Source organism: Pseudobutyrivibrio sp. UC1225, assembly GCF_900115215.1.
Lineage (GTDB): Bacteria > Bacillota > Clostridia > Lachnospirales > Lachnospiraceae > Pseudobutyrivibrio.
In genome coordinates this window covers 39710-66585 of the sequence record NZ_FOVQ01000012.1, presented here as the reverse complement: position 1 = coordinate 66585, position 26876 = coordinate 39710, and the positions used below count along the sequence as shown (strand labels likewise).

The window sequence follows — 26876 nt, the reverse complement described above, 5'->3', positions numbered from 1 at the left end:
TAATTCTACACCCATAGATAATATCATATATTCATATTTTATGATAATATTAGTGTTGTGTCTTTGATTGGGAAAACAATGTATTTTATGGCTGAGAGAGGTTGTTTGACGAATGATAAAAAGAATAAATAGTGTTAAAGAAAATCCTATGGAACTTTTTATGATAGTAGTAGTTATATTTGAAGTGATTGCTATCATGTTTATAAATCTTAGAATGCCATCAAATCTACTAATAGATAAAGATTATGCAAAGCTTGCGAAGCACGTTGTTGAGATGGGGAAAAATCACAAGATTTTTTTGCAAAACTGGAACTATCTTACGACTGGAGAATTTGATTGTGCTGCATTGCTTGCTACCCCTATTTATATGCTCACAGGAAATGTATATAAATCTTTTGCGGTGTCAAATATAATCAACACGCTTTTTCTGATTGCCTTAATATGGCGTATTTTCTCAAAATGTGATGTGAAGAAACAATATAGGTTGCTTGCTATAGCAGCTATTCTATGTGTTTATGATTATGGTATGTTGGCTCACACAAATATGATGTTCTATTGTGGAGGCCAATATATATATAAAGCGACCATTGCTATCATATTATTAAGTGTATTAGTAACCCCAGTTGAAAAAAGAGGTGAATGGGTCAATATAGCTGAAATAATAGTTTTTAGCTTCTTATATTTGGTTTCATGCATTTCGAGTGGTTCATATTTATTTATTTGTGCAATTGCTCCTTTGATTTTTTGTCAGATAGTATATTTTTTGAATGAAAAAACGGTAGATAAATATAGAATTCTTATTTTGGCGGACACTTTTGTATTAACTGTTTTTGGAAATTTCTTATGTAAGATTTTTGAAATTAATCCTAATAGTAGTTCGATGGTAATCCGCTATTCTGATGCACCATTGGAAGAAGTGAGGGCTGTATGCCAGGATATCTTGTTTTTGGTTAATCCTTTTTTTGCAGAAAACTTAACACCGGTTTCACTTGGCGGTGTTAGCGCATGCATGAAATGGATAGTTATTATATTCATTATTATAGGATTAAGTGGAATGAAAAAAGTATTTGGAGCGGATATATTTCGCTACAATTCAGAGCATGTAAATGAAAAATTTGTCCTTGAAAGCTCACTTATATCTATTTTTGTATGGAATTTCTTTATTCTATTTATGACATCTTCCTCACCAAGATATCATTTGATAGGTATAGTACCATTAATGATGTTAAGTGCAGTTAAGGTGGGGGAGATATTAGATAAGTACAAACCTGAAATGGAAAAGATTATTATTTCAGGGTTGGGGATATGTTTTGTGACCATAAGTTTTTACAACATAACCGATGGAAGAGATGCATATTATAAGAACTTTTCAGATTATTATATTGTAGACGCAGATCATTGTGGTGAGCTGATTAATTTCCTTGACGTGTTTGAGGCAAATAATATGTATATAGTAGATTATAGTGAATTGCCAGAACTAATGAGGTTAGTTGATGACAGACATTCCTATGAGCTCTATATTTCTTCCATTAGAGGTGTAGAGAATTATGACTATTACTATGCTGATATGGATAAATCCACTTTTTCAGACAGGAATTTAATCTTATGTAGAACCAATGATTTAGACAGATTACCGGAGTATATTTTGAGTTCTTATGAGGCAGTTGGTTTGGTTCAAGATTGTACAATATTATTTTCTGAACATAATCCTAATGATGGATTGGCTGGTTCACTGGAAGGATGTAAAACAGTAGATTTACCAACGACTCCTTCATATTATTACATTGGTTCCATTAATGAAGACGGATATTTGAATACAAATATTAAAGATATTCAAGGGGAAGAAACCACTATTTTGGCTAGCCCAGGTATGGAAATCGAAGCTGGTAAGATGGTTACGTTCAATTATAACGTAGATAATGATGGCGTGTTTATTAATGAATATAAGGATAATGTTTTAGTACAGAAGTATCCATTGGGGGTTACTGAAGAAAGTCTTACTATCGCAATAGAAGGTGATGGTGTTTATAGATTTGATGTTATTAACAGCGGCTGGGCTAACTCTACCGTTAGGGAGATAGTTTTTGAATAGTTTATGATTAAAGGAAATTGTTATATGGCGAATTGTAAAGATAAGTATAAGGAGTTAATTATTAATAGCTGGGGCTGGTTATTATGTTGTTTTATAATCAGCACTTTGTTTGTGTTATTTTTTTCATATTCTACATCACCACTTTATAAAGATTTTTATGGGTATGATAGTGCATGCTATATTACCTTTGGAAAGATGTGGTATAGTGGCAAGATCCCTTATGTTGAGTTTTTCGATCACAAGGGGCCATGGATCTTTTTTGTAAATATGCTGGGGTTCCTGATTTCTGGTGGAAGTAAGTATGGTATATGCTTTTTACAGATTATCTTTATGACAGCATCTTTGGCAGGAGTGTACAATATTTCTCAGCTTTTCGAGGATAACAGGAAATATGCAGTTTTAATTACAGTTATAACCATTTTATTGATGAAGATTAATTACATAAACGGTGATACTGTTGAAGAGTTCTGTATGCCTTTTATAAATTGGTCTGTATATGGTTTGGTGAAATACTATAAAAATGAATCTGAGGAAAAGAGTCATCCATATGGATGGGCTATTCTTTATGGAATCACTATAGGAATATGTTCTCTTTCCAGACTTACAAATATAGCTCAGATAATCGGGCTGATTTTTGTTGTTTTCATGACTCTAATTTTGGGCAAAAATTTTAAGAATCTCATACAGAATTTAGTTGCTGGTGTTGTTGGTATTTTGGCAGTATGGGTTCCATTTTCTGTATATTTTGCATATCATAAGGCCTTTGGTGAGTTTATTTATGGAACATTCACTCACAACTATCTGTACACTGAAACTCTTACTAATTGGTTCCCATCGTGGGGATCAAATGGAGTTATTACCTTTATTAATAGCTACATTGCCTATTATTGTATTTGGGGAATTGTACTGGTTACATATGTAAACAAACGTTATGGAATGTGTATCGCATTTGCGATAACAGGGCTTCTTGAGGCATATGTATTTAATCTTGGTGATTTATACAATCAGTATCCTTTTATATGTATGGTGAACATACCAATCTTTCTTGGTATGTTAAAGAAATGGACTGAAAAAGAAGACTATTTCAAGTTTTTGGTTGCCGTATTGTCTGTGGTATGGATTGGACATTACTTTATAGCAAATATCATACCTAGTACTTCATCGGCAGTAGATATGCGTTTTTATAGAGAACAACATATCGCACGAGATTACGAAAGTGTAATAGCCTCGATTCCTGCAGATGAGCTTGATTCATTTGTAGCTTACGGCGGCTATAAGATTGATGATGTATATATGGTTACAAACACCATTCCTGATTATAAGTATTGTTTATTTGAACAGTGGTTTAGTCAGGCATCAGATAAGGTTACCACAGAAATAAGGGAAGAATATGGCACCCTTAAGGCTAAGTGGATAATGACAGAAGGAAACTACGATACCGTTCGTGATATCCTAGAGGCAAATTACGAAGTGTATAATCAAAATGATACTGGCTATACAATGTGGCGTAGAAAATAGATAGTCAAAGGATAATAGGATGAAAGAAATACATATATTATTTACAGGTGTTGGACGCAGAATTGAATTACTTAGAGCATTCAGACAGGCAGCCCTATGCCTCAATATTAATTTGAAAATATATGGTGCGGACATGGCAGGTACTGCACCTGCTTTGGCATACTGTGATTTCACAAGACGTGTTTGTGGGATGAGGGAAGCCAATTATATCGATGAGTTATTAGAGATTTGTCGAGCTGATAAGATTGATTTACTTATTCCAACTATTGATACAGACTTATTGGTGTTATCACAGAATACGAGTCGATTTGATGAGATTGGCACGAAGGTTATGATTAGCAAGCCAGATAAGATTGCAATTTGTCGAGACAAGAATAATACAGGTGATTTTTTTGAGACATGCGGACTGAAGGCGCCTAAGACATATAATGATTATCGTAAATACGATGACAGATTTCCTTGCTTTATCAAGCCTAAGGATGGAAGCAGTAGTATCAACGCATTTAAGGTAGAGGATGCGCAGGAGCTGGAAGTATATGCTCATCAGGTGGAGGATTATATTATTCAGCCGTTTGTGTCTGGCAGAGAATATACTATCGATATCTTCTGTGATTTCGATGGAAATCCAATTTTTATCACACCTAGAGAACGTCTTCAGGTGCGAGCAGGCGAGGTTCTGAAGACTCAGATTCACATGGATCCTGTAATGATAGAGGAAAGCAAAAAGCTTATTGCTGGCTTTAAGCCATGCGGCCCTATGACAGTTCAGCTGATTCAGGATGAGGTTACTGGAGAGAATTATTATATCGAAATCAATCCTCGTTATGGCGGCGGCGCTCCTTTATCAATGAAGGCTGGAGCCCGTTCTGCAGAGGCAGTGTTGAGACTGCTCTGTGGAGAGTCGGTAGGATATTTTGATGGTGTCATTGAGGATGATGCTATTTACAGTAGATTTGATGACAGCGTATGTATCTCCAGCGGAAAAGATGTACAGATTCGTGGAATCATTTTTGATTTGGATGATACTTTATATGGTGAGAAGGAGTATGTTCGCACTGGCTATAAGAAAATAGAAGAGTATTTGGGAATTGCTGGAGTTGCAGATAAGCTTTGGGAGTATTTCAGCCAGGGTAAGGCGGCAATTGATTGTTATTTGGAATCGGTTGGTAAGCTTGATGCTAAGGAGGATTGCCTTAGAGTTTACCGAGAGCAGATGCCGGATATTCATTTTTATTCAGGTGTGAAGGAAAAACTGGTAGCTCTTAGGGCGTCAGGAATCAAGCTTGGCATTATCACAGATGGCCGTGTGGAAGGTCAAAAGAATAAGATAAAGGCTCTCGGATTGGAAGAGTTGGTGGATGACATCATTATTACGGATGAGCTTGGTGGCGTTCAGTTTAGAAAGCCTAATGATATATCTTTTAGAATTATCCAGAATCGCTGGCGAATGCCTTTTGAAAGCATAATGTATGTTGGCGATAATATCGCTAAGGATTTTCAAGCTCCTAAACAACTTGGTATGAAATACAAATGGTTTAGGAATGAAGATGGATTGTATTTTGTAAATGAAAAGGAGTGTGTAGTTGATTATAGTAATGTAATAGATTCAATTGCGGATGTAGTAAAAACTGTCAGATAAGTAAATTTTTTGGAGGATAATGCGACGATGAACAATGTATTGACTAGATTTTATAGAGTTATGCTTCTGATATTTGGCGTTGGTGCCATATCACTTATTTGGACAATGAGTGTGTTTTTTAATTGCTTTATTTCAAGCGATGATAGTGAGATTACTTTCTTTTGCAAGGATAATGCTGTAGTAAACCTTTTAGTGCTGCTTGTGTTTATAGGTATTATGATTATCTTGAAAAAGAAATCTGTAATTGATGGCTTTATTGAAAAATTAAATGATGATGCTTTCTATAGTAGGCTTCAGGTGATTATGCTGAGAATAATTGCTTGTATAGGGCTTGCGTGGGTCCTAATTACTCAGTATGTACCAGGTTCAGATCAGCTTGATGTATTATCGAGTGCATATAAGTACGGCATTCGTGATGTTTCTGTGGTTCAGGCAGATGGATATTTGGATAGATGGCCTCACAATATAGGTATTGCTACTGTTGAGAGATGTTTGGCAATTTTTGTTGGTGATTACAATGTGGTATTCATGCAGTTATTAAATGTAGTGGGCATCACACTGATATATAAGAAAATCGTAGAAACATGGGATAAATTTGGTGGTTCGCGTTTTTCACAGGTTTGTACATTAGCCTGCGGCATTATTTTTTATCCACTTATCATGTATGCGTCTTTCGTATATGGAAACATATGGCACGTGACATTGGCATTGATTGCTTTTGATGCAGAGGTGGATTATTTTGAGACACATAAGTGGACTCATATATTAAAATGTGCCGTGGCTTTAGGCTTATCTTATATGGTAAAGAGCAGTGCTGTAATATTTTTCGTAGCACTTGTGATTTTTGCTATAGTTAAGGGAGCAATGGATAAGACAAAGGTTTATAAGATATTTGTAGTTATCTTGGCAATGTTTTTATCACTTGGTATTTTTGCGGTAGTTCCAAAGATGGTGCTTTCTAAAAAAATGGGAATAGAATTGAGAGAGTCCACAGGTATATGGGGCTTGATTGCTATGGGACTTCAGGAGGATGGCTCTACGGCTGGTTGGTATAATGGTTATCCTCTGTTTGTATATTATGCAAATGATTGTGATGGGCCAGCTTCTGAGAAAGCTGCAAAAGAAGAAGCCTTTAATAGGATTAAATTTTTATTTGGTGATAAGCACAATGCTTATGAGTTCTTTTCAAGAAAAATTGCATCCACATGGATTGAGCCTACTTACCAGAGCTACTGGATAAATCAGGTTAGAAATCACAGAGTGAACTTTCCTAAGTGGTTGGATGCATTTATGAGTGTAAAAGGATACGTTGTAGCAGCTAAGATATTTAATTTCTTCCAGATTATTATTTTTGCAGGAACAATCTTGTGGCTTATTTTTGAAGATAATAAATTTTTTGTACTTAAGTCATTTTTATTATTAAATTTTGTAGGTGGATTCACGTTTCTATTATTCTGGGAGACAAAGTCTCAGTACACCATTACATATTTCATTATGTTGTTCCCTTATGCTATGAATGGATTTGAGCTATTGATGGATAAAGGGGTTGGTGTAGCTAAAGCAGCAAACAAGCCAATTACAATTTACGCTGCATTAATTGTAATTTTGTATATGGTAGGATATGTGCTCGATGCATCAAATTGTATAGGGATGCATAATGAAACATATAATAATTATGTTGAAACTTTCGAACTTCCATATACGGGGGAGAGTGTGAGGGATATTAATATAATTAAAGCTGAAAAGGAATCGCATAAAGATAGTAGCGAGTATTATTATAAGATGCTACAAGAAAATGGATTGATGCCATAAAGGAGTTTTTGGGAATTAATGAAGGTTGTAATAATTGGTAAGGACAGCTATATAGGACAGCATATCGGCACCAGGTTTCTGGAGGCTTCTGGAAATGAAGTTGTGGAAGTGGATGCCAGAAATGATTTGTGGCGTGACTTTGATTTCACAAGAGTTGATGTGGTGATTCACGTAGCAGCTATTGTACATAACAAGACAATAAATGATTGGGAGACGTATCATCAGGTTAATACTGTTTTGCCAGTGGAGATCGCAAGGGTTGCAAAGGCTGCTGGTGTAAAGCAGTTTATTTTCCTCAGTACCATGGGCGTGTATGGTGTGGAAAAGAAACTGGTGCGTAATGTCATTGACGCGGCTTCAGTGCCTAGCCCTACCAGTCTCTATGGAAAAAGCAAATATGAGGCCGAGCTGGCTCTTGGTGAGTTGGCTGATGAGTCTTTCACAGTCACAGTTGTAAGACCACCAAATGTATATGGTAAGGATTGCAAGGGGGGATACATTACGGGGTTTGCTTCTATAGTCAGGAAGTTACCAGCGATACCTTCTGCATTTAATAATGTGAAGCAGAGTGTTATTTACATTGATAATTTGGTAGAGTTGATTTATAGGTTGGCTGAAGGTCACAAAGCAGGTGTATATATGCCTCAGGATGACAAGGCGGTCAGCGCCGTAGAGTTGATGTCAGCTATTGCAGCTGGATTGGGAGTGAAAAGAAAACAGTCTAAGTTATTGGGCTTGGGAGCATGTCTACTTTCATGGACTTCTTTGGCGATAAAGGCATACGGCGGAATAGAGTATGCTTCTGAGTTATCTGATATTGAGGGAGTAGATTATAGAGTCGTGAGTTTTGAAGAGGGGATTAGGCGGACTGTTTCCAAGTAAGGAAGCATTTCTTCTTTTCTTAATTTGGAGGTTTTATCTTGAAAAAGATTTGTTATATAACTACTGTTCCATCTACGATAAATGCGTTTATTTTGGAAAGTACAAAATATATTCATGAGCATACTGATTGGGATATTACTTTTGTTTGTGATGAGGATAAGGATTTTGGTGCTAATCTGCCAGAATATATTTATTATCACCCAATAAAGATGGAGCGAGGTATAAGTTTTGCCGGTATAGGTGCGATGCTTGAAATGAAAAGATTTTTCAAGGAGCAGAAGTTTGATATGATTCAGTACTCTACTCCAAATGCATCATTATATGCTTCTATGGCTGGAAAGATGGCAAAGGTACCTGTTAGGCTTTATTGCCAGTGGGGTATGGCTTTTGTTGGATTTTCAGGAATTAAGAGAGCTATATTCAAAGCAGTGGAGAAATATGTTTGTTCATCTGCAACATGGATTGAGCCAGATAGCAAAAGCAATTTAGACTTCTCTCATGCTGAGGGATTATATCCAGAAGATAAGGGTTCTGTTATCTGGAATGGCAGTGCTTGTGGTGTGAAGCTTGATAAGTTTCAGGTAGAACATAAGCAGGAGTGGCGAGCTTTAGTTCGCGAGAAACTGGAGATTCCTGAAGATGCATTTGTTTTTGGCTATGTAGGACGAATTACCAGGGATAAGGGTATTAATGAATTGCTTGCTGCGGCAAAAGATTTATTGACAGTGGAGAAAAAAACTTACCTACTATTCGTTGGTCCAGATGAAGCAGATGTTACTATTGATGCTGAACTAATGACATGGGCTAAGGAAGAACCTAGAGTGATTTTCGCAGGTTTTGTAAATGATGTAGAGAGATACTTGGCTGCAATGGACACCTATGTATTGCCTAGTTATCGAGAAGGCTTTGGCATGGGGGTTGTAGAGGCTGAGGCTATGGCAGTTCCTGTTATTGTTACAAACATTCCGGGCCCAACTGATGCAATGATAAAAGATGTTTCTGGATATGTTATTGAGAAGAAGTCTGTTGTAGGGCTTATTGAAGCCATGAAAAGAATTATGTCTGCTGATTTGAAGTCCATGGGTAAAGCAGGCCGCAAGTTTGTAGAAGAGGGTTTTGAACAACAGGAGTTTTTTAGAAGAGTTCTTGAAGATAGAAAGAAATTAATGGGGGAATAGAAATAAATTTAAGGAGCATCCCTATGGATGCTCCTTTATTAGATTTACTTCTTTTCATCATTTTGTAATTGTTCAACGTACACACCAGGATGACTATTAGGTGTCATTACAGGTATAGCTCCTTTTTTAGGTCCCTGCTGTCCTTTAACAAAGTCATAAACACTATAAACGTTTGCATTGTCCCAGAGGGCACCCTCCTTAGTTGGTGTAGGTCTTGTTTTCCACTCATTTTTGGTTGTGCAGTAATGCATGTAGTATACAATGATATCATCACCGAATATTGGTTGTAAATCATAGTTTCTGCTTGCATAAGCGTCAACATTGAACCATGCAGAAGGCTGTCTTTGTTCCCAAATACCAAAAGTAATAAAGTGGTTAAAAAGAACTCCTGGATCATTACCTAATTCTTTTACTACATCAGGATATAGTTTGCCATAATGATCTGCTACGAAGATTGTTTGGATTGTTGTAATTTCTTCAGCTGTCAAATCACGTCGGTGCTCTTCAGCAACTTTTGACATAGCATAGCTGTTTATCGTAAATGTGGATATCGCAAATACAGTAGCCATGCATAAAGATAAAATCTTTGCAAATCTTTTCATAAACTCACCTCTCATATTTATTTTTTGTAGTTCCAAGTAATACATACACCTAGTTAGAATATAGAACAAAGTTTTCTACGATTCAATGGGGGTGAGAAAAAAACACGGAAAGTTCAAAGATTTTAAGCTGTTTTCATCTGTAATGGGGAAAATAATTTTTTATATATTTTTTTGGATAATTAAAAGTGTTTATGAAATAATATAGTACGAGAAATAAAAATGAAATTTTAAATTGATGGAGGCTATATGGAGAGGAAGGTTTATTGTGATTATTTAAGATTTTTTGCAGTTTTTGCAGTTTGTGTTTTACATGTTTCGGCATTTAATTGGGCTTGTACCGACGTAAATAGTTTGGAATGGCAAGTTTTTAATTTTTACGAAAGCATAGTTAGATGGGGCGTTCCTATTTTTCTTATGATAAGTGGAACTTTGTTTTTGAATAGGGAGATTTCTATAAAGAAGTTATTTAGTAAATATATTTTTCGTATGGTAGTTGCATTCGTTTTTTGGAGTTTGTTTTATGCATTTGATGAATAAGGATACTCTTGAGAACGGAGTATTATATGGGTTAAAGGCTCATTTAGATTCAATTGTCGTGGGACATTATCATATGTGGTTCATATTAATGATAATAGGAATGTATATGTGTACACCATTCTTAAAGAAGATTGTGTCTGAAGAGAAAACAACTAAATATTTTTTAGGGCTATCTTTTATATTTGCCATTTTTATAACTTGGATTATTCAGCTTACAAACGACTTCATTGCATATAAAAATGATTTTGCAGCTAAAGTTGTAGGTGCGGTTAATACTAATCTTTCCTCTATGTGTATGAATATGGTATTAGGATTTTCGTTCTATTTCGTTTTAGGGTATTATCTTGATAAAAGGAAAATAGAGAAGAGGTATAGGTGTATAGTATATATAATTGGTGTAATAGGATTTGCTTTTACAATAATTGTTGATTCAATAATTGCAATAAGAACTCAACAATATTGCAATAACTATTATGGTAATTTTAATGTTAACGTTGTATGTGAAGCAGTAGCAATTCATACACTAGTTAAATATCATGACTACAGAAGTGAAACATTGAATAAATTTGCAATAACCATATCAAAATATGGGTTTGGAGTGTAATTAATCCATGTGTTTTTTATTGAGAAATTATCGGAGGTTTTAAAATTTAATACATTAACATTTAGTGCTGTTGTGTCTGTTCCTGTAATATCTGTTTTTGTGTTGTTTTTGTCATTAGGTGCATCAGCTATAATAAATCAAATACCTTTACTAAAACATTATATAGTTTAGTTGTTTACCAATTGTAGAATATGAAATTTAGGGCATTAAACAAAATTTGATGAAAATATAAATAGGATTGTAGATAATCGTGTGAATTTGTTTTTAGTAAAAAGTTATTACACACTTCGATTAAGAGAATCATATATAACTGTTTAAGGGTTTATTATTTCAACAGTTGGGTTGAGAATTGGATATGTAGCGATTGAGGATAAAATAATCCCTAATAATAAGTTTTTACTGGAGGAAATATAATTATGAAACTTAGACCATTAGAGATAAGAGATGCTGAGCCTATGCTCGAATGGATGCATGATGATTTTGTAGTAGAAAAGTTACAGGCTAATTTTGCGGCGAAGACATTGGAAGATTGTATCGCTTTTATTAAAAATAGTAAGGATGCTAATAATATACACCTAGCAATAGTCGATGATAATGATTATTACATGGGGACGGTTAGTTTGAAGCATATAACAGATACTACAGCAGAATTTGCAATTACAGTAGGTCGAGCTGCAATGGGTAAAGGATACTCAAAATGGGCAATGGCGCAAATTATAAACATAGCCTTTGATGAATACAAAGTGAAGAATGTCTATTGGTGTGTCGCTCCTGATAATTTAAGAGCACTAAGCTTTTACGATAAGAATAATTATCCAAAAGTGGAAGCCAGTGAGGTGCAGATTGCAGGGGGATATACACAAGAGCAGATTGATTCGTATATATGGTATCAGGTTTCTAACAATAAGGCTGAGTAGTAGTTGTGGCTAGTGGCAGATTAGTGCCAGAGGCCTGGGGAGGAATGGTACCACAAAAACAAAAATGGATAACTGAAATGAATTTGGATTTTTACAAGGGAAAAAAGAATATTAGTTACAGGGCACACGGGTTTCAAAGGCTCATGGATGTGCAAGGCGCTTATTAATGCTGGCGCGGATGTGACAGGCTATGCATTGAAGGCACCGACAGAGCCATCGCTATTTGATATGCTTGGCTTGGCTTCACAGATGAGTCCTGTAGAGGGAGATATCCGAGACTTGGCACATTTGCTTAAGGTGTTTGAAGAGGTTAAGCCTGAGATTGTGATTCACATGGCGGCTCAACCGATTGTATGCGATTCATATAAGGATCCAGTATATACATATGAGACTAATGTTATGGGAACGGTTAACATTTGCGAGGCTGTTCGTCGCACACCAAGTGTGCGTTCGTTTGTGAATGTTACCACTGACAAGGTTTATCTGAACAAGGAGTGGCAGTGGGGGTATCGTGAGAATGAGGAGCTTAATGGATTTGATCCTTATTCTAATTTGAAGTCATGCTCTGAGTTGGTTACTTCAAGCTACAAGAATTCGTTCTTTACCGATGAGGAATATGAGAAGCTTTATGGCGTGGTTGCACCAGCGGTTACCACATGTCGCGCCGGTAATGTAATTGGCGGTGGTGACTTTGCCAACGACAGAATCATTCCAGATTGCATCCGTGCCGTGTCAGCTGGTCAGGAGATTGTTGTGCGCAATCCATATTCTACACGTCCTTATCAGCATGTGCTCGAGCCTGTTATGGCTTACCTCATGATTGCTGAGGCACAGTACAAGGATATGGCGCTGGCTGGAAGCTACAATGTTGGCCCTGATGATAGTGATTGCTGGACAACTGGTGAGTTGGTGCAGCTGTTCTGTGATAAGTGGAACGGGACTGTTGAATCGGGTGTGTCTGGTTCGGGACTGAACGGAGCCAGTTGGGTTAACAAGCATGATGGCGGACCTCATGAGGCTAATTTCCTCAAGTTGGATTGCAGCAAGCTGAAGACAACATTTGGCTGGAAGCCTGTTTGGAACGTTGAGACTACTATGGAGAAGATTGTTGAGTGGTCGGTGGCTTATCTTAATGGCGAGGATGTAGGGGCTGTGATGGATAGGCAGATTGGGGAGTTTGTGGGGGAGAGATGATTTATCGGCGAAGCCGATTATGATCCATCCTTGCTCGCGTCAGCGAGTGGTCTGGGGAGCTCGGGCAGACCTGGCCACGGAGTGGGCGGGAATGGTGTTATAATTCTATTCAATATAGCTAGTTACATTGTTGTCTAGGAGTAGAATGATTAGGTGAAGAGGCTGACAGAAAAGCTATTAGGGAAAACTAGGGATGGTACAGATCAGTATAAGATTCAGAACTATGTAGATAGTGAGAATCCGGCACACGTAAAAGTAATGAAGAGATTGCCGAAAGATGATTACGATTTGTTGGTAAGTGCCTGCGATGTTGGTTTAATCTTTTTAGATTACAATTTCACAATTCCAAATTTTCCAAGCAGATTGCTTTGCTATATGCAGTCAAGAGTGCCAGTTATTGCAGCAACAGATGTAAGCACAGATGTTGGCACCGTAATAGAGAGCGGAGGCTTCGGCTAGTGGTGCCCAAGCAATTATGCTGATGCATTTGTAGAGTGTGTGAATGCGGCGTTAGATGCAGACTTAAGTGTGCTGGGGGATGCTGGGTTTAAGTATTTGGAAGAGCATTATGATGTAGAGGATGCCGTGGATGGGGTGCTGAGGCATTTGGGGTAGGAAATAATTTTATAAAACTGTATAAGTACTTTGAAACTATAGATTACGTTATAAATATCTTTTGGCTAGGGGGAGTATATGAGGTTTTCGATTATTGGCAATGCTGGTGGAAAGACGAGTCATGATGGAGTGCTTTATTGTGTTCAAAGGATAGAAGAAATGCTCATGAGATACACGTCTCATATATATAAAGTGCCAGTGTATAATTCTTTTTTGTTGGCATATGAATTTTTAAATGTGTACAATCAAGTTGAAAAAGGGTTGATAGAACAAGTTCATTTGACGAATATATTAGAGGAGTTTACAGAGTCTTTCGAAAAAGATATTGTAGTTAAAGAGCATTTCTCGGAGAGACAAATAAAATATTTTATTGGTAGACTTAAAGGAAATTCAATACATGAACAGCGAAGAACAATGCACTATCTTATTCATGTTATGTCAGAATATCCTAGATGGTCTAAGGATACACTTAAAGCGACAGTAAAGAATCCTAGAGAAAAGAAAAAGATTGAGCAAGCATTGCGTTGCTACATAACAATGTTGATAAATATGGGTTACAATAATCAATATATTTATAACGAATGTAAGAAAACGTTCGCTAACAAAGCTGTTAGTATAGATAATTTTGAATCATTTCTTGATAAGTTTACAGGAATTGATAATGATTACGAGGTCTATTTTGTGGTTGATAAGAAGATTGAAATCTTTAAAAGTATTTTAGAGGAGAGATTGAATCTATCTTTTGAGACTGGTGAATTAGATATACCGCTTAAATATGATAAGAGTAAACAAGTATGTGTTTGTATAGTTGAGACGGCACTTGATTCCTATGGGGCAGCAGGAAGAGCGTACGGGGATTTTGATTTGTTCATGAGGTATTACCGTTTTCTCGGTAATCGAGAAAAAATGAAGGTTGTAAAGAACTGTTATGTCGTTTCATCACTTAGAGGTAAATCTATTGTTCCAATAATGCAGGATAGACATTTCTATTCTAAAGATTATGATGATAAAACACTTGGGCAAAACTCCGAGTGGGTTATCACTCATTTGCTGAAAAATGCTGCACAAAATGATTTATATAGAATAGATAATATAATACGCACTCACAATACAGCTATTTCAAGCTTGGACATAAACAAAGCTTTTCTGAATTTATGGTCAGTTATGGAGATAATAGGTGTTGATGAAGGGGAAAGTGGTAGTAGTAAAATTAGACAAATACTAAAGAATGTTATTCCAATCTTAAAAAGAAACTATATAAACGTAATAGTGCATGAAATGCACGATTATTTGAAAGGGAATCTTGAAGAGCATGACTATAGAGCTTTGATTGGATTAATAGATGAAGATGGGACAGAGGAATACAAAATAGCTTGTTTATTATCATTAAAGAAGTATGAAGAAGCGCGGAAAAAAGCATGCATTTATTTGGCAAACTATCCTTTGATTAGAAGTCGAATGTGTCAGTTATATGATGATGTATTTAAAGACAAAAAGACTCTGATTACAGAACTACAAAGATATGAAAAAAGAATAGTTTGGCATATTCAACGCCTTTACCGAGTAAGAAATGCGATAATACACTCAGGTGAGGCTGCAGAAAATATCGTTCCCTTAGTTGAACATTTACATAGTTATGTTGATGAAATAATAATGGATTTAATATATAGAATGATAGGAACACAAGGACTTAGTACGGTTACAAATGTGTTAATTGATGCTCAAGTTTATATGGAAACAATTATTAACGATACTGATGAAAAGAATGAGCTAACAATAGATGATATTGATATAATATATAGTATTAGGAGCTAGATATGACTTTTTATGATTGTACAGGGAGAGCTGTGGCTTATACTGATGATAATGAGGGGATATATCTTTATAGTGGTACACCTGTAGCGTACTTATATGACAGTATTGTATATAGCTATAGAGGGACTCAACTTGGCAGATTTGAAAGGGGATGGGTTCGTGATAAGAATGGGTATTGTGTGTTTTTTACAGATAATACTAGAGGTAGCGGACCAGCTAAACCAATAAAAAAGATCAAGCCTGCAAAAGGTGTAAAACAGATAAAACCAGTAAAGTGTGTTCGCCATGTACCATATGCAAAAGCGATAGACAGTTTGAATTGGTCTCCTCTTTCAGGTGAACGCTTCTTTATGCAGTAGTAAAATAATCCCTTATGATAATGGATCTTATTATATAAGGAATGTATCTATCCATCGGCGAAGCCGATTACAATCCTTCCTTGCTCGCGCTAGCGAGTGGTCTAGGGAGCTCGGGTGGACCTGGCCACGGAGTGGGCGGGTAGGAATGGTCGCATAATAATCTAGATATCATGAGCGTGTATTTAAGTAGGTGAAATTCCGCACAATGGATAATCGTAGGGATGCGTCAGGGCAGTTGCTTCCAGATGAGGTGCGATTGAATAAGTATGGAAGATTTTTGCGCGGCACGTCGTTGGATGAGTTGCCAGAGCTTTTCAATATCCTTGTGGGGCATATGGCGATTGTTGGGCCACGACCTTTGCTGGTGAAGTATCTTCCGCTTTACAATGAGGAGCAGCGTCACCGTCATGATGTGCGTCTGGGGCTCACTGGCTATGCGCAGGTTCACGGGCGAAACAGCGTGTCTTGGGAGGATAAGTTTGCCATGGATGTGTGGTATGCAATGAATGTGTCCTTCGGGCTGGATGTGCAGATCTTGATTGATACTGTGAAGTCGGTGGTGAAGAAGGAGGGAATCAGCTCGGAGACTTCGGCTACCATGGAGGCGTTTACAGGGACGCCTGATGGGGTGGAGAGTAGCTGGAAGGCGCCGAAGTAGAGGCGCCGATTTGATTAGTATTCATTTTTATTGTTCGTATGAACTGTCCTGGAGTGGATGTTAATAGGAAACAATGACAGATGGGTAAAAGTATCGGAGTTAAATGATTAATGGAGATGTGGTGAAGAATATGAAAAGAAGTATACCATTGAATGTCGTAAAAGAACTCTATGCAAAATCTGGAAATCAGTGTGAATTTCGAGGATGTAATAATCAGTTAGTTACAAATGGAATTAACACAAGTAATATTTGCCATATTCAGGGGTTAGAGCCAGGAAGTGCGCGTTATAATCCACAATTAACGAATGCTGAAGCAAACGCTATAGATAATTTGATATTATGTTGCCCTAATCATCATAAAATAATAGATTCTGGTAATTTCGATGTGAATCAATTATTAGCTATGAAATATGAACACGAACAAAGAATCTATAATCTTCTTAATGAGAAGGCGATAAAACAAGAATATTTACAAGTTTTTAATGAACATAATTTTAATGTAATGGATGAGTGCTTTTGGACAAAGCCGTTTGAATTAAGTATTATTGATGAACTAGACGTAGGCGTTAAGCAACTTAGAATAATAGCACAGCATAGGAAATTAAGGGGAGAATCTAGTGTCTACAACAATATAGATATAGCTAACTTTGCGAGTAATTTAGAATATTTTCTTACTACATTAGCTATAAATACGCATCCAAGTGAGAGTTGTACTTTTGGAGTTTTGAAATGCTGCGAAGATGACCGAAGGGCTTTTGATAAGCTGTGGAGAGATATAGTTAGAGAATATCAACAATTGTTAGATTAGATAGGGGACACTGCTGGTAGTTGTTGATTAATACTTAAGCTTGCCCCGGGTCAGTTTTAAGTATAAATCAACAAGATGTAAGTCAATAACTTATAAACGTCACATCTCTTGTTTGCAATAAAATGGGCCTCCTTGATATTTAAAAATTTTATCATAGAAGACCCAATCAAGATTTTTTCAAAGGCTCGAGATTTTTAAAAGCCTTGACTAATTAGCAGGGACTGGATTATTGTCATCTTCAAGAAGTTGAACTGCTAATCCAAATGCAACTAAATCATTGTTAATAATGTCTTTTTGCCGTTCGTTTATTCTTAGCTCATTAAAAATGATTTCATCAATTTGATTAACCATTCCATTTACGGTGCTATTATATATATTAATAAGATTATTTAGCTCATCTATATATTTCTCTTCATTTTCCATATCATTTTGAGCATTAGATTCTATTAAATCTTTTTCTTTTAGAAAAGATTTCTCAGCTTCCAATATTTTTTTAGATATTTTTTCCACTTCACTCTTCGGATTTAAACATTTAAGATTTGGAACAATGATAGAATTATAAACTCTTGGGAGATAAAGTTTAGTCGTTCCTGTTAATCTTGTTATATACCAGAGAAAAGCCTTGGATTTCAGCCAAGCTATCAATGTATAGTTATTTAATGTTTGTTCATCAGTTATTTTAATACATAGATAATCAGCTTCACTATCAAGATAATACTTTGATTTATCCGTTTCATCAATTTCTAATAAATATGTTCCGCCTTTATTCGTGATTACTAAACAAGAACTATTAACAATAAACATATTATTTAATATTTCTTCTGAATATTCATTGCAACTTCTAGGACATGAAAATCTTAAAACGGCATAATCCAACACAACCTCTTCATTTTTTGCCATAAACACTGCTCCATTAGCGTTTCCAACTCTAAAGGTATCCCACATATTAGGATTATTCATTGATTCAACATGTTTATATTTTACTAAAGTTGCCAAATACCGCATGCCATTTTCTAGTGTTTTAAAAAGTTTGTATTTTTCTACGGGGTATTGAACTGTGTTGAGATTGTCTTTTATCTCTGATATTGTATTATCATTTTTTTCTTGAAACTTTTCTAATCCGGATAACAATCTATTTTGAACAATATATTCAATGTCTGATATTTTCGCTTTCCGTGTTTCTTTAGAATACACATAAACCTCATCGCTTGATTTTATATAACAAAGCGCCGTCGCAGGATTTTTTAAAAGAACAACATGAACATATCTGGCATTTCCCAATTGTTCTGTAATCACACCGACAGGGTTGTTCTGAAAATTAACGATATCTTTTCTAGAATTATCAACTAATTTATCAAGCTCATCTCTAGAAATAGTTGTTCCTACAATTCTTGCGTCTTTATCTACACCCAATATAATGCAACGATACTCACTATTTAACGCTGCACATATAACTTTAACAAATTCATTTTGTAAGTTGTTGTCATTGGATATCATTATCGCACGCTGACGTTTAACTAGTGATTTTATAAACATTTCAATGTCTTGATTTTCTATATCAGAAATAAATTCTGTTGAATTCATCAACGCGTTTTTTAATGCTTCAAATGTCTTAGTCTCAAGTTTAGCAAATGAAGTCTTTTTCCCAACATCCTCAATTCTATGTGCATCTGAAGCATTTAAATATGCCCAAACATAATTTCTTCGATAATTCGTGTCATTTTTAATTAATTTTTGAACTTTCTCTAGTTGAGTGGATGAATTACAAGAAACAGCACAAATAATATCAGATTTAAAAACATCCGCTCTGTATAAGCCACCCAGTTCTTTATATATGCCTTTGTCACTGTCAATATGAGGGGCAAATACAATTTTATCATTTAACGAAGGCAATTCTAAGAAATTATGAATGTCTATATTGGGTAGTCCATCTGAATCAGCACCTCTCATATTGTCATTATATCCAATGTCGTCCAATAGACACGACAAGTCATCAGCTCTATCATTTGATGTAATCACAATTATGTGAACACCTGGATTTAAAGTAATCTCTACCCCAGGGAGAATCCAAACTTTTTTGTATAAATCTAATATTTCTTCAATTGCTTTTAAGCGATTTTTTATTGTCTCAGTTTCATTTTGATATTGAGATAGTATATTTTTTTCATTATCTAGAGAGTCTTTAATTTCAAAGAAATGTTTATAGCCGGCAATAGTATTATGATCGGTAATTGCAATTATATTTACGTTCTTCTTGACAGCCTCTTTTAGTATATTCATATATGTTTCATCTGTTTTTTCATCCAAATAACATTTAGATGCTGGAGTGTGGATATGTAAATCCATTTTTAATTGCTTATTCATTATATCTCCCTTCTCAAAAAAGAAATTCTTTTTAAATATCAGAATTCCTATAGTTTTTATTATGTGAATTCGAAGAATCTTAATAGACTATTAAATCCCTTATTAAAAATATGAGTAATATTGCTGAGATAATATAGAGCTAACATTGGGTTTGTTACTGACTATCTTCTTCATCGATATTAATTATATTGTCTAATATCAAAACGGTATTTTCAATATCAAATATAAAAAGAACGAGAAAAACATTGTTTACTAATCTCATTACAGCTTTAATATATTTGGAGTTAAATATGTTAATATGATATTAGCCAGTGTATATACCAATTATAATCATTCCTTACACGCATTATCGAGTGGCATTAAGAACTTGGGTAGACCTGTCCATAGAGTGTGCAGGTAGGTATGGTACTCAAGTGAATACAAATATATTGTATGGAAACTCAAATGATATGAGTTCATTTTTGAGTTCGCGGATAAAAAATTAAGTTTATTGTATTAAGTGAAAAAACTATGCTAATATCATAAACATAAAAGGAGTATCTGAAATGAACATAAAATCCTCATATGACAGCTTTAGAGAGCTTAGAGAGAATAAAGCATATTACATAGATAAAACAGAAATGCTTAAAGAATATCTAGTAGATAAATTCGATAAAGCAGTTTTATTTGCGCGCCCTCGAAGATTTGGAAAGACTTTAACTATGACTATGTTCAGAGACTTCCTCGATATTAGACAGGATAGTAGAGATATCTTTGATGGACTTGATATAATGAAGCACTCAGATGTTGTCGCAGAGTATATGAATCAATATCCAGTTGTCTTTATTTCGTTAAAAGAGATATTCGGGGAAGATATTGACTCTATTAATCAGGCGTTTTCTATAGCGATTTCTAAGCTTTGCGAAGATAATAAGTTTCTTGTAGAAGATGATAATCCAAATATAAGTGATGTAAATAGGAGTCTATTTAAAAAGCTTTGGGCGCAAGAGACGGATCAGGCAAATACTGAAAGAGCAATTGATTTGATATGTCAAATGTTGAAGCAGTATTATGGTAAGCCGGTATTTGTCATTATCGATGAGTATGATGTGCCTATGGCAAAGGCTTTGGGAACAGATGCTTACGATAAGGTTAGAGACATGATAGAGCATATGCTCAGTTATGTTTGCAAGACTAACGAGAATGTCAAGGCGGTAATGCTTTCGGGGTGCCTGTTTACTGTGAAAAATAGTACTTATACGGGCGTAAATAATATTATTCCTTATACTATTCTATCACCTAGTTTTGCTTCGTATATTGGTTTCACTGATGAAGATGTTATAAAAATATTGAAAGATGCCGGAATATCAGATAGGTATGATACTGTTGCAGAATGGTATGATGGATATATTTTTGGTAGAACAAAGATGTACTGCCCATGGGATGTATTGTTGTATGTCCGTTCTATTTTAGATGATACATATAGTGAGGCGATGGGCCCAAAGAGTTATTGGGTTAATACATCAGAAACATCTCTTACACTGATACATAGTTTCCTAGGAAAGACTGAGGATGTTAACGAGAAATTCGAACGACTGTTAGCTGGAGATACAATTGATTGCACAATAAATGACAATATTCCTTATCATAGGATTCTTGAAAGTGGAGAAAATATCTGGTCTGCTTTAGTTGAAACAGGCTATTTATCAAAAACGGTTACAGAAGAAATGCCTTTAATGCCTTTGAAAATTCCTAACAATTCTATCAGAATAGCATTTCGTGATGAAGTATGGAATTACTTCAAAGATAAGCCAGCTTATACAGAAAAAATATGATAGTCAATTAAAATACGAAGGATACAAAACTATTCTCAGATATGCGATTTCCTGCTATGGAAAGCAGTGTAAAATAAAGTTGGCTTAGTGGTTGGGGAACTATTAATATGAGACTAAACTACACATACAGCATAAAATACGAAAATGGAAAAACATTTAAACAGAATCCAGACAAAGAGCAGATGGGTATTGAAGTAACTTCAGATGAATATCGCAAGGTAGTCGAAGGTGTTCTTTCTGGGAAAGCTATTACAAATATTCTTGATATAGCAGATCTGCTCAATAGGATGCGTGATGACGTTATATTTGCAGATAGATTTAAAAATACTGATGGTAGTTCCCGCACAAAGGGGTTGAAGAAACCAAGAAAGATAACTGATATTGAATTCTATATGATTGATAGTGAAATTCAAGCATTGAAAAAGATGAACAATCCATTGAGTATCCTTAAAAATCCACCAGAGGAAATGAAGATATACAGGGATGACGGTTCTTATGTAAGCATAAGGTCGGAGTTAGGTAAAGTTTATATCAAATCTTCTAAGTCAGTTACAGGGGCTATGCGTATGGATGTGTCGAATTTCATTAGGAAGCTTGATCTTCCAATGGGATGGTAGGCTTGTGTAAGCAACTTGCGAATAACTACCCCATAAAATATAATAATTTATAGCTAGCCACGTGACTCTTGTTCAGGAATAATTAGGACTTAGTTTCCGCATAGCATCCTGTTTGCGACGCTGGCTTTTTTATTTGTTGTTGGGAGGTAGACTCTGTGGAAAACGGGTTAAAAAAGAATATATGTGAAGAAATCATTAAGGCTGCTAAAAGGAATAAAGTAGATAAAGTAATATTATTTGGCTCTAGGGCTAGGGGAGATTATAAAGAAAGAAGCGATATAGATTTAGCTTTTTGTGGCGGGGATTCTAACGCATTTATTTTAGAAGTGGATGAAGAAATAGATACGTTACTAAAATTCGATATTATCGACTTAGAGCGTCCTGTGCAAAAAGAACTATTGGAATCGATAAAAAAAGAAGGAATAGTAATATATGAAAAAATATGAGAATTTTGCAAATGCACTTAATAATTTGAAGCATATTTATGATTATGAAGAACCGGTAGGTGCTGTTGAGCTTACTGGTATGGTAGGTTTGTTTGAAATATGTTTTGAACAAGCATGGAAAGCTATAAAAGAGATAATGGAAAATGGGGGATATATGGATTTTAAGACAGGTTCCCCAAGACAAATTATCAAAGCAGCGTACAGTGCGGGATTGATAAACGATGAAGAGATATGGTTGGCTGCACTTGTTGATAGAAATAATGTCGCACATTCTTATAACGAGGCTATTGCAAAGAGCATTATCAATAATTCCAAGCAAAAATATGTGAAAATGTTCCAAGACTTAAAGGATGAAATGGATTCAAATTGGTTGTAATTAAAAGGAGGGGTTTATTATGGCAGAAATGAACACTAAGGCAATGTTCAAGTTATCCTATGGTTTGTTTGTATGCACAGCGGTGCGTAATGGCAGAGCTAATGGCTGTATCATCAACACAGCTATTCAGGTGGCATCGGAGCCCAATCGTATTTCCGTAGCAATTAACAAGGCGAATTTCACTCACGATATGGTGAAAGAAACTGGCGCTTGCAACATTTCTGTCATTAGTCAGGATGCTGCCTTTGACTTGTTCAAGCATTTTGGATTTCAGTCAGGTCGTGATATAGATAAGTTTGCTGATTATCCAAAGGAGAATTACAAACAGGCAGATAATGGAATCCCATATATTGTTGCTGGAACTAATGCATACTTTTCGCTGAAGGTTGTGGAGACAGTTGATTTAGGTTCGCATACACTGTTTATCTGTGAGCCTACATTTATGACTGTGCTTTCTGATGTACCATCAGTCACATATGAATATTACCAGAATAATATCAAGCCAAAGCCTGAGGCTGTTGGAACCACACCAAAGGGCGAGACAGTTTGGAGATGCCGCATATGCGGATATGAGTATGTGGGCGAGGAATTGCCTGATGATTTCATCTGTCCGATTTGCAAGCATCCAAAGGCGGACTTTGAGAAGGTTGTGAGATAAGAAAAGTGATGGAATCATATCAACAGCAAATATCTGAACTGAAACAGCAAATAGAACAACTAGAGCACGAAAATCTCTGCCTCAAACAATTATTGGATGAGGCAGGGATTTCTTATAAAGAGAAGAACATTGCAGGTGCACAGACAGATTACACTCAGGAAAAGTACGAACAAAATCAAGGTGCAAGAATTGAACCAATCGAGATAAATGATAAAAACGCCAATATTTTTTTCATGCTTTTCTGCAGAGGTAGGCAGGTAGTAACTTGGCATCCAGATGTTTATGTGTATGGTAAAGATTATGTGAGAATAGAATGGCATTTGACAATGCGTATATAATGCGTATAATTATAAATGAATTAAATATTCCGTTTTCGAGGTGGCAAGATGAAAAGACAAATTTTAATTAAAAACCTTGAAAATGCTGGCTATTATCTGTTGAGACATGGTGGAGGTCATGATATTTATACTAATGGAAATATTCAGTTAGTTGTGCCGAGACATAAAGAACTCAATGAGATAACGGCAAAGCAGATTATCAAGAAGGCGGGGATTTAATCCCTACCTTACTTGGTATCTCTGTCATTTAGCTTAGATTAGAAAGGGGAAATTACTATGAAAGTTGCTTATCCAGTATTAATTAAAGAGTATGGGGAAGATTTTTTAGTATTTATTCCCGACTTAGATGGTTATACTGAAGGTAAGGATTTGGCAGATGCAATTGAAATGGCTAGAGATTACATAGGTATAGCCTGTATGGATAAAGAAGATGATTTGCCAAAATCTTCTAACTATAAAGAAGCGGTAAAAAAAGCAAAGGCTAACAAGGAAGTATTTGATTATTCAGATGGGTTGCAGACAATGGTAGATGTAGATCTTACTGAGTATAGAAAGCAATATGACAATCGTGCAGTACGAAAAAATTGTACTATACCATATTGGATGACAGTAAAAGCGGATCAAGCTGGATTAAATTATTCTAGGGTATTGCAGGATGCAATTGCAAAACTCCTTAATTTAAATTACAATATAAACAATTAAAATTTGTCTTTTTAAAAGAGCTAGTAGCGGTCAGGCCGACTAGCTCTTTTGTGTGTTGCGAAACACTAGAACAATAGAGACATATAGTCTCGCCCGTTTTATCGAAGTATGCTAAAATATACCTTGATAATTATCATGACAAAAGAGGTTAACACATAATGCTTAAATTTTTAGAGAGAATAAAACACTGGCAATTCATTGCCTACTTGCTCTTAATATATGATTTGCTGACAGTTATACTGTCATATTTTTTGGCCTTATGGCTTAGATTTGACTGCCGTTTTACCCATATTGGCTGGCAGTATTTATCCATGTATTATCGCATCATCGTTCCTTATGCGATTTTTACAGTGGTAGTTTATAAGTTGCTCGGACTTTATCGCAGTATTTGGCGATTCGCCAGCTTCTTTGAGTTGAAGCGTTTGATTTACGCTACCGTAATTACGATATTCTGTAAGGTGGTTGTTGTTACAGCTTTTATTCAGCGAATGCCAATTTCATATTACGTATTCGGTATCGGCTTCCAGTTTTTCTTCGCGGTGATGATTAGATTTTCGTATCGATTTGTCCTTCTTATGCGCACTAATCAGAACGTGGCGTTGCAGGATGAGAAGAAGGTACTCCTTATTGGCGCCGGTTCTGCTGGTCGTATGATTCTACGCGATGTAAATTTTGTAGATGGCGGAGCCCATGGCAATTCAAAGATTGCGGCTATCATCGATGACAACTCTAACAAGTGGGGACGCTACATTGACGGCGTGGCGGTTATTGGTGGAAGAGATAAGATTCTCAAGGCTGTAGAGGATTATGGCATCGAGGAAATCTTCATTGCGATAGCAAGCCTCAGTCCTAGCGAGAAGCGTAATCTGATTAACATTTGCCAGCAGACAAATTGTAAAATCAAGCAGCTTCCCAATATGTATGCTGAGAAGGCTGGAATTATCAGTGCTGGAAATCTTCAGAACATCACTATCGAGGATGTTCTTGGACGCGATCCTATCAGCCTCCACCAGGAGGATGTGGCTGCTCAGCTTCAGGGCAAGGTCGTTCTTGTTACAGGCGGTGGCGGTTCTATCGGTTCAGAGCTTTGTCGACAGATTGCAAAGTATCAGCCAAAGCAGCTCATTATTTTCGATGTATATGAAAATAATGCCTACGACATTCAGCTGGAGCTTAAGAAGAAATATCCATATCTTGATTTAGTTACTTTGATTGGTTCGGTTCGTGATGCTCGTCGTATCGAGTCAGTTTTTGAGACATACAGACCAAATATTTGCTACCACGCAGCGGCTCACAAGCATGTACCACTTATGGAGGACAGCCCTTGCGAGGCTATCAAGAATAATGCGGTGGGAACCTACAAAACTGCTTATGCTGCCATGAAATATGGCTGTGACAGATTCGTCCTTATCAGCACAGATAAGGCTGTTAACCCTACAAATGTTATGGGCGCCACAAAACGTATATGCGAAATGATAATCCAGACATTTGATTACATGGTGCAGACTCATCAGGAGGATAAGCTCCCATGTCTTATCACACATCAGGTGGATGTGGACAGCAATGAGATGGGAAAGGTTGTAGCAGGTACAGGTCATACTGAGTATGTGGCAGTACGTTTTGGAAATGTACTTGGTTCTAACGGATCGGTTGTACCTCTGTTTAAAAAGCAGATTGCCGAGGGTGGCCCAGTTACCCTTACACACAGGGATATCATCCGATATTTCATGACTATTCCAGAGGCGGTTTCGCTTGTGCTTAAAGCAGGAGCCAATGCATCTGGAGGAGAAATCTTCGTTCTTGATATGGGTGAGCCAGTTAAGATTCTTGACTTGGCTCGCAACATGATTGAGCTTGCAGGTCTTCGTCCTGATATCGATATCGAAATCAAGGAAATCGGTCTTCGTCCAGGCGAGAAGCTCTACGAAGAAAAGCTCATGAGCGAGGAAGGCCTTAAGGAAACTGAGAATCACATGATTCACGTTGCAGAGCCTATAAAGTTTGATTCGCTTGCTTTTATCGGACAGCTCGGTGAGCTAATGAAGTTGGCCTACGCTAATGAGGCTGAGGGCACTGTGAAGAAGATTAAGGAGACTGTTGTTACCTTTAGAAACTCTGATGCAGGTAAATAATACTAAATGAACAATAATTACGACATAGTTTTTAGAGCAGATGCAAATCCTAATATCGGCATGGGGCACGTAATGAGATGCCTTAGTGTAGCTGATGCTCAACTTAGAATTATAGAGGCTAGTTGAGGAACTAATAGTTGGCAATAGAGGCTCAAAATAGTGTATAATTAATAAAAATTTATAACACAAGGGAGGGTTT

General features: G+C 36.1%; 24 protein-coding genes and 1 pseudogene. 23 read left to right on the top strand and 2 right to left on the bottom strand.

Annotated elements, in window-relative coordinates; genetic code table 11:
- The first annotated feature begins 112 nt into the window (after positions 1-112).
- From BMZ41_RS12855 to BMZ41_RS12830, 6 genes are read left to right on the top strand one after another with little or no spacing between them, the layout of a single operon-like run.
- Positions 113-2092 (top strand): hypothetical protein, encoded by a 1980-nt coding sequence (locus tag BMZ41_RS12855; protein ID WP_090530253.1) that lies wholly within the window; start codon positions 113-115, stop codon positions 2090-2092.
- 24 nt (positions 2093-2116) lie between these two features.
- Entirely contained in the window at positions 2117-3610 is a 1494-nt protein-coding gene (locus BMZ41_RS12850) for a glycosyltransferase family 39 protein (protein WP_177184230.1), read from the top strand.
- A gap of 19 nt (positions 3611-3629) precedes the next feature.
- The gene (locus BMZ41_RS12845) at positions 3630-5249 is read left to right on the top strand and encodes an HAD-IA family hydrolase (RefSeq protein ID WP_090530247.1); all 1620 of its coding nucleotides are present in this window, start codon (positions 3630-3632) and stop codon (positions 5247-5249) included.
- Positions 5250-5276: 27 nt separating this feature from the next.
- Complete coding sequence (locus tag BMZ41_RS12840; protein ID WP_090530244.1) at positions 5277-7061, top strand: glycosyltransferase family protein; 1785 nt, start codon at positions 5277-5279, stop codon at positions 7059-7061.
- Between the two features lie 18 nt (positions 7062-7079).
- Positions 7080-7943, top strand: coding sequence for an NAD-dependent epimerase/dehydratase family protein (locus BMZ41_RS12835; RefSeq protein WP_090530241.1), 864 nt, complete (start codon positions 7080-7082; stop codon positions 7941-7943).
- Between the two features lie 38 nt (positions 7944-7981).
- Positions 7982-9121: a glycosyltransferase gene (locus BMZ41_RS12830; RefSeq protein ID WP_090530238.1), complete on the top strand. Its 1140-nt coding sequence runs from the start codon at positions 7982-7984 to the stop codon at positions 9119-9121.
- A 44-nt stretch (positions 9122-9165) separates the two neighbouring features.
- On the opposite strand, the gene BMZ41_RS12825 is transcribed toward BMZ41_RS12830, so the two are convergent.
- On the bottom strand, positions 9166-9723 hold the full coding sequence (locus BMZ41_RS12825) for a hypothetical protein (protein WP_090530235.1): 558 nt from the start codon (positions 9721-9723) through the stop codon (positions 9166-9168).
- A 246-nt stretch (positions 9724-9969) separates the two neighbouring features.
- Here BMZ41_RS12825 and BMZ41_RS15765 point away from each other — a divergent pair.
- From BMZ41_RS15765 to BMZ41_RS12785, 8 genes and pseudogenes are all read left to right on the top strand, one after another.
- Positions 9970-10864 (top strand): annotated as a pseudogene (locus BMZ41_RS15765) (acyltransferase).
- 416 nt (positions 10865-11280) lie between these two features.
- Complete coding sequence (locus tag BMZ41_RS12815) at positions 11281-11781, top strand: GNAT family N-acetyltransferase (protein ID WP_090530232.1); 501 nt, start codon at positions 11281-11283, stop codon at positions 11779-11781.
- Positions 11782-11928: 147 nt separating this feature from the next.
- Entirely contained in the window at positions 11929-12975 is a 1047-nt protein-coding gene (gene rfbG / locus BMZ41_RS12810) for a CDP-glucose 4,6-dehydratase (protein WP_242942066.1), read from the top strand.
- Between the two features lie 153 nt (positions 12976-13128).
- Positions 13129-13434, top strand: a complete 306-nt coding sequence (locus BMZ41_RS12805; RefSeq protein WP_090530227.1) for a glycosyltransferase family protein — start codon at positions 13129-13131, stop codon at positions 13432-13434.
- Positions 13435-13668: 234 nt separating this feature from the next.
- Positions 13669-15405, top strand: a complete 1737-nt coding sequence (locus tag BMZ41_RS12800; RefSeq protein WP_090530225.1) for a hypothetical protein — start codon at positions 13669-13671, stop codon at positions 15403-15405.
- Between the two features lie 2 nt (positions 15406-15407).
- On the top strand, positions 15408-15764 hold the full coding sequence (locus tag BMZ41_RS12795; protein ID WP_090530222.1) for a 4-fold beta flower protein: 357 nt from the start codon (positions 15408-15410) through the stop codon (positions 15762-15764).
- Positions 15765-15954: 190 nt separating this feature from the next.
- Complete coding sequence (locus BMZ41_RS12790) at positions 15955-16422, top strand: sugar transferase (protein WP_330388895.1); 468 nt, start codon at positions 15955-15957, stop codon at positions 16420-16422.
- Positions 16423-16525: 103 nt separating this feature from the next.
- Positions 16526-17230, top strand: a complete 705-nt coding sequence (locus BMZ41_RS12785) for a hypothetical protein (protein WP_090530216.1) — start codon at positions 16526-16528, stop codon at positions 17228-17230.
- 207 nt (positions 17231-17437) lie between these two features.
- Here the strand turns inward: BMZ41_RS12785 and BMZ41_RS12780 are convergent, their stop codons facing one another.
- Positions 17438-19594 (bottom strand): PHP domain-containing protein, encoded by a 2157-nt coding sequence (locus tag BMZ41_RS12780; RefSeq protein WP_090530213.1) that lies wholly within the window; start codon positions 19592-19594, stop codon positions 17438-17440.
- Positions 19595-20139: 545 nt separating this feature from the next.
- Between BMZ41_RS12780 and BMZ41_RS12775 the strand changes: the two genes are divergently transcribed.
- The 9 genes from BMZ41_RS12775 to BMZ41_RS12735 all read left to right on the top strand — a co-directional run bounded on the left by BMZ41_RS12775 (position 20140) and on the right by BMZ41_RS12735 (position 26677).
- The gene (locus tag BMZ41_RS12775) at positions 20140-21408 is read left to right on the top strand and encodes an AAA family ATPase (protein ID WP_090530210.1); all 1269 of its coding nucleotides are present in this window, start codon (positions 20140-20142) and stop codon (positions 21406-21408) included.
- Between the two features lie 107 nt (positions 21409-21515).
- Positions 21516-22025, top strand: a complete 510-nt coding sequence (locus tag BMZ41_RS12770; RefSeq protein WP_090530208.1) for a hypothetical protein — start codon at positions 21516-21518, stop codon at positions 22023-22025.
- Between the two features lie 155 nt (positions 22026-22180).
- Positions 22181-22471 carry a nucleotidyltransferase family protein gene (locus tag BMZ41_RS12765; protein WP_242942065.1) on the top strand — a complete coding sequence of 97 codons (291 nt, stop codon included), beginning with the start codon at positions 22181-22183 and terminating at the stop codon, positions 22469-22471.
- Positions 22458-22847, top strand: a complete 390-nt coding sequence (locus BMZ41_RS12760) for an HI0074 family nucleotidyltransferase substrate-binding subunit (protein WP_090530203.1) — start codon at positions 22458-22460, stop codon at positions 22845-22847. Before BMZ41_RS12765 ends, BMZ41_RS12760 begins: the two co-directional genes overlap by 14 nt.
- Positions 22848-22875: 28 nt before the next feature.
- Positions 22876-23505, top strand: coding sequence for a flavin reductase (locus BMZ41_RS12755; protein WP_090530311.1), 630 nt, complete (start codon positions 22876-22878; stop codon positions 23503-23505).
- A 5-nt stretch (positions 23506-23510) separates the two neighbouring features.
- Positions 23511-23843: a hypothetical protein gene (locus tag BMZ41_RS12750; protein ID WP_177184229.1), complete on the top strand. Its 333-nt coding sequence runs from the start codon at positions 23511-23513 to the stop codon at positions 23841-23843.
- 48 nt (positions 23844-23891) lie between these two features.
- Positions 23892-24062, top strand: a complete 171-nt coding sequence (locus BMZ41_RS12745; protein ID WP_090166884.1) for a type II toxin-antitoxin system HicA family toxin — start codon at positions 23892-23894, stop codon at positions 24060-24062.
- A 57-nt stretch (positions 24063-24119) separates the two neighbouring features.
- A complete protein-coding gene (locus tag BMZ41_RS12740) occupies positions 24120-24545 on the top strand; it encodes a type II toxin-antitoxin system HicB family antitoxin (RefSeq protein ID WP_090166882.1) in 426 nt (141 codons plus the stop codon).
- A gap of 158 nt (positions 24546-24703) precedes the next feature.
- Positions 24704-26677 carry a polysaccharide biosynthesis protein gene (locus BMZ41_RS12735; protein ID WP_090530200.1) on the top strand — a complete coding sequence of 658 codons (1974 nt, stop codon included), beginning with the start codon at positions 24704-24706 and terminating at the stop codon, positions 26675-26677.
- Positions 26678-26876 lie beyond the last annotated feature (199 nt).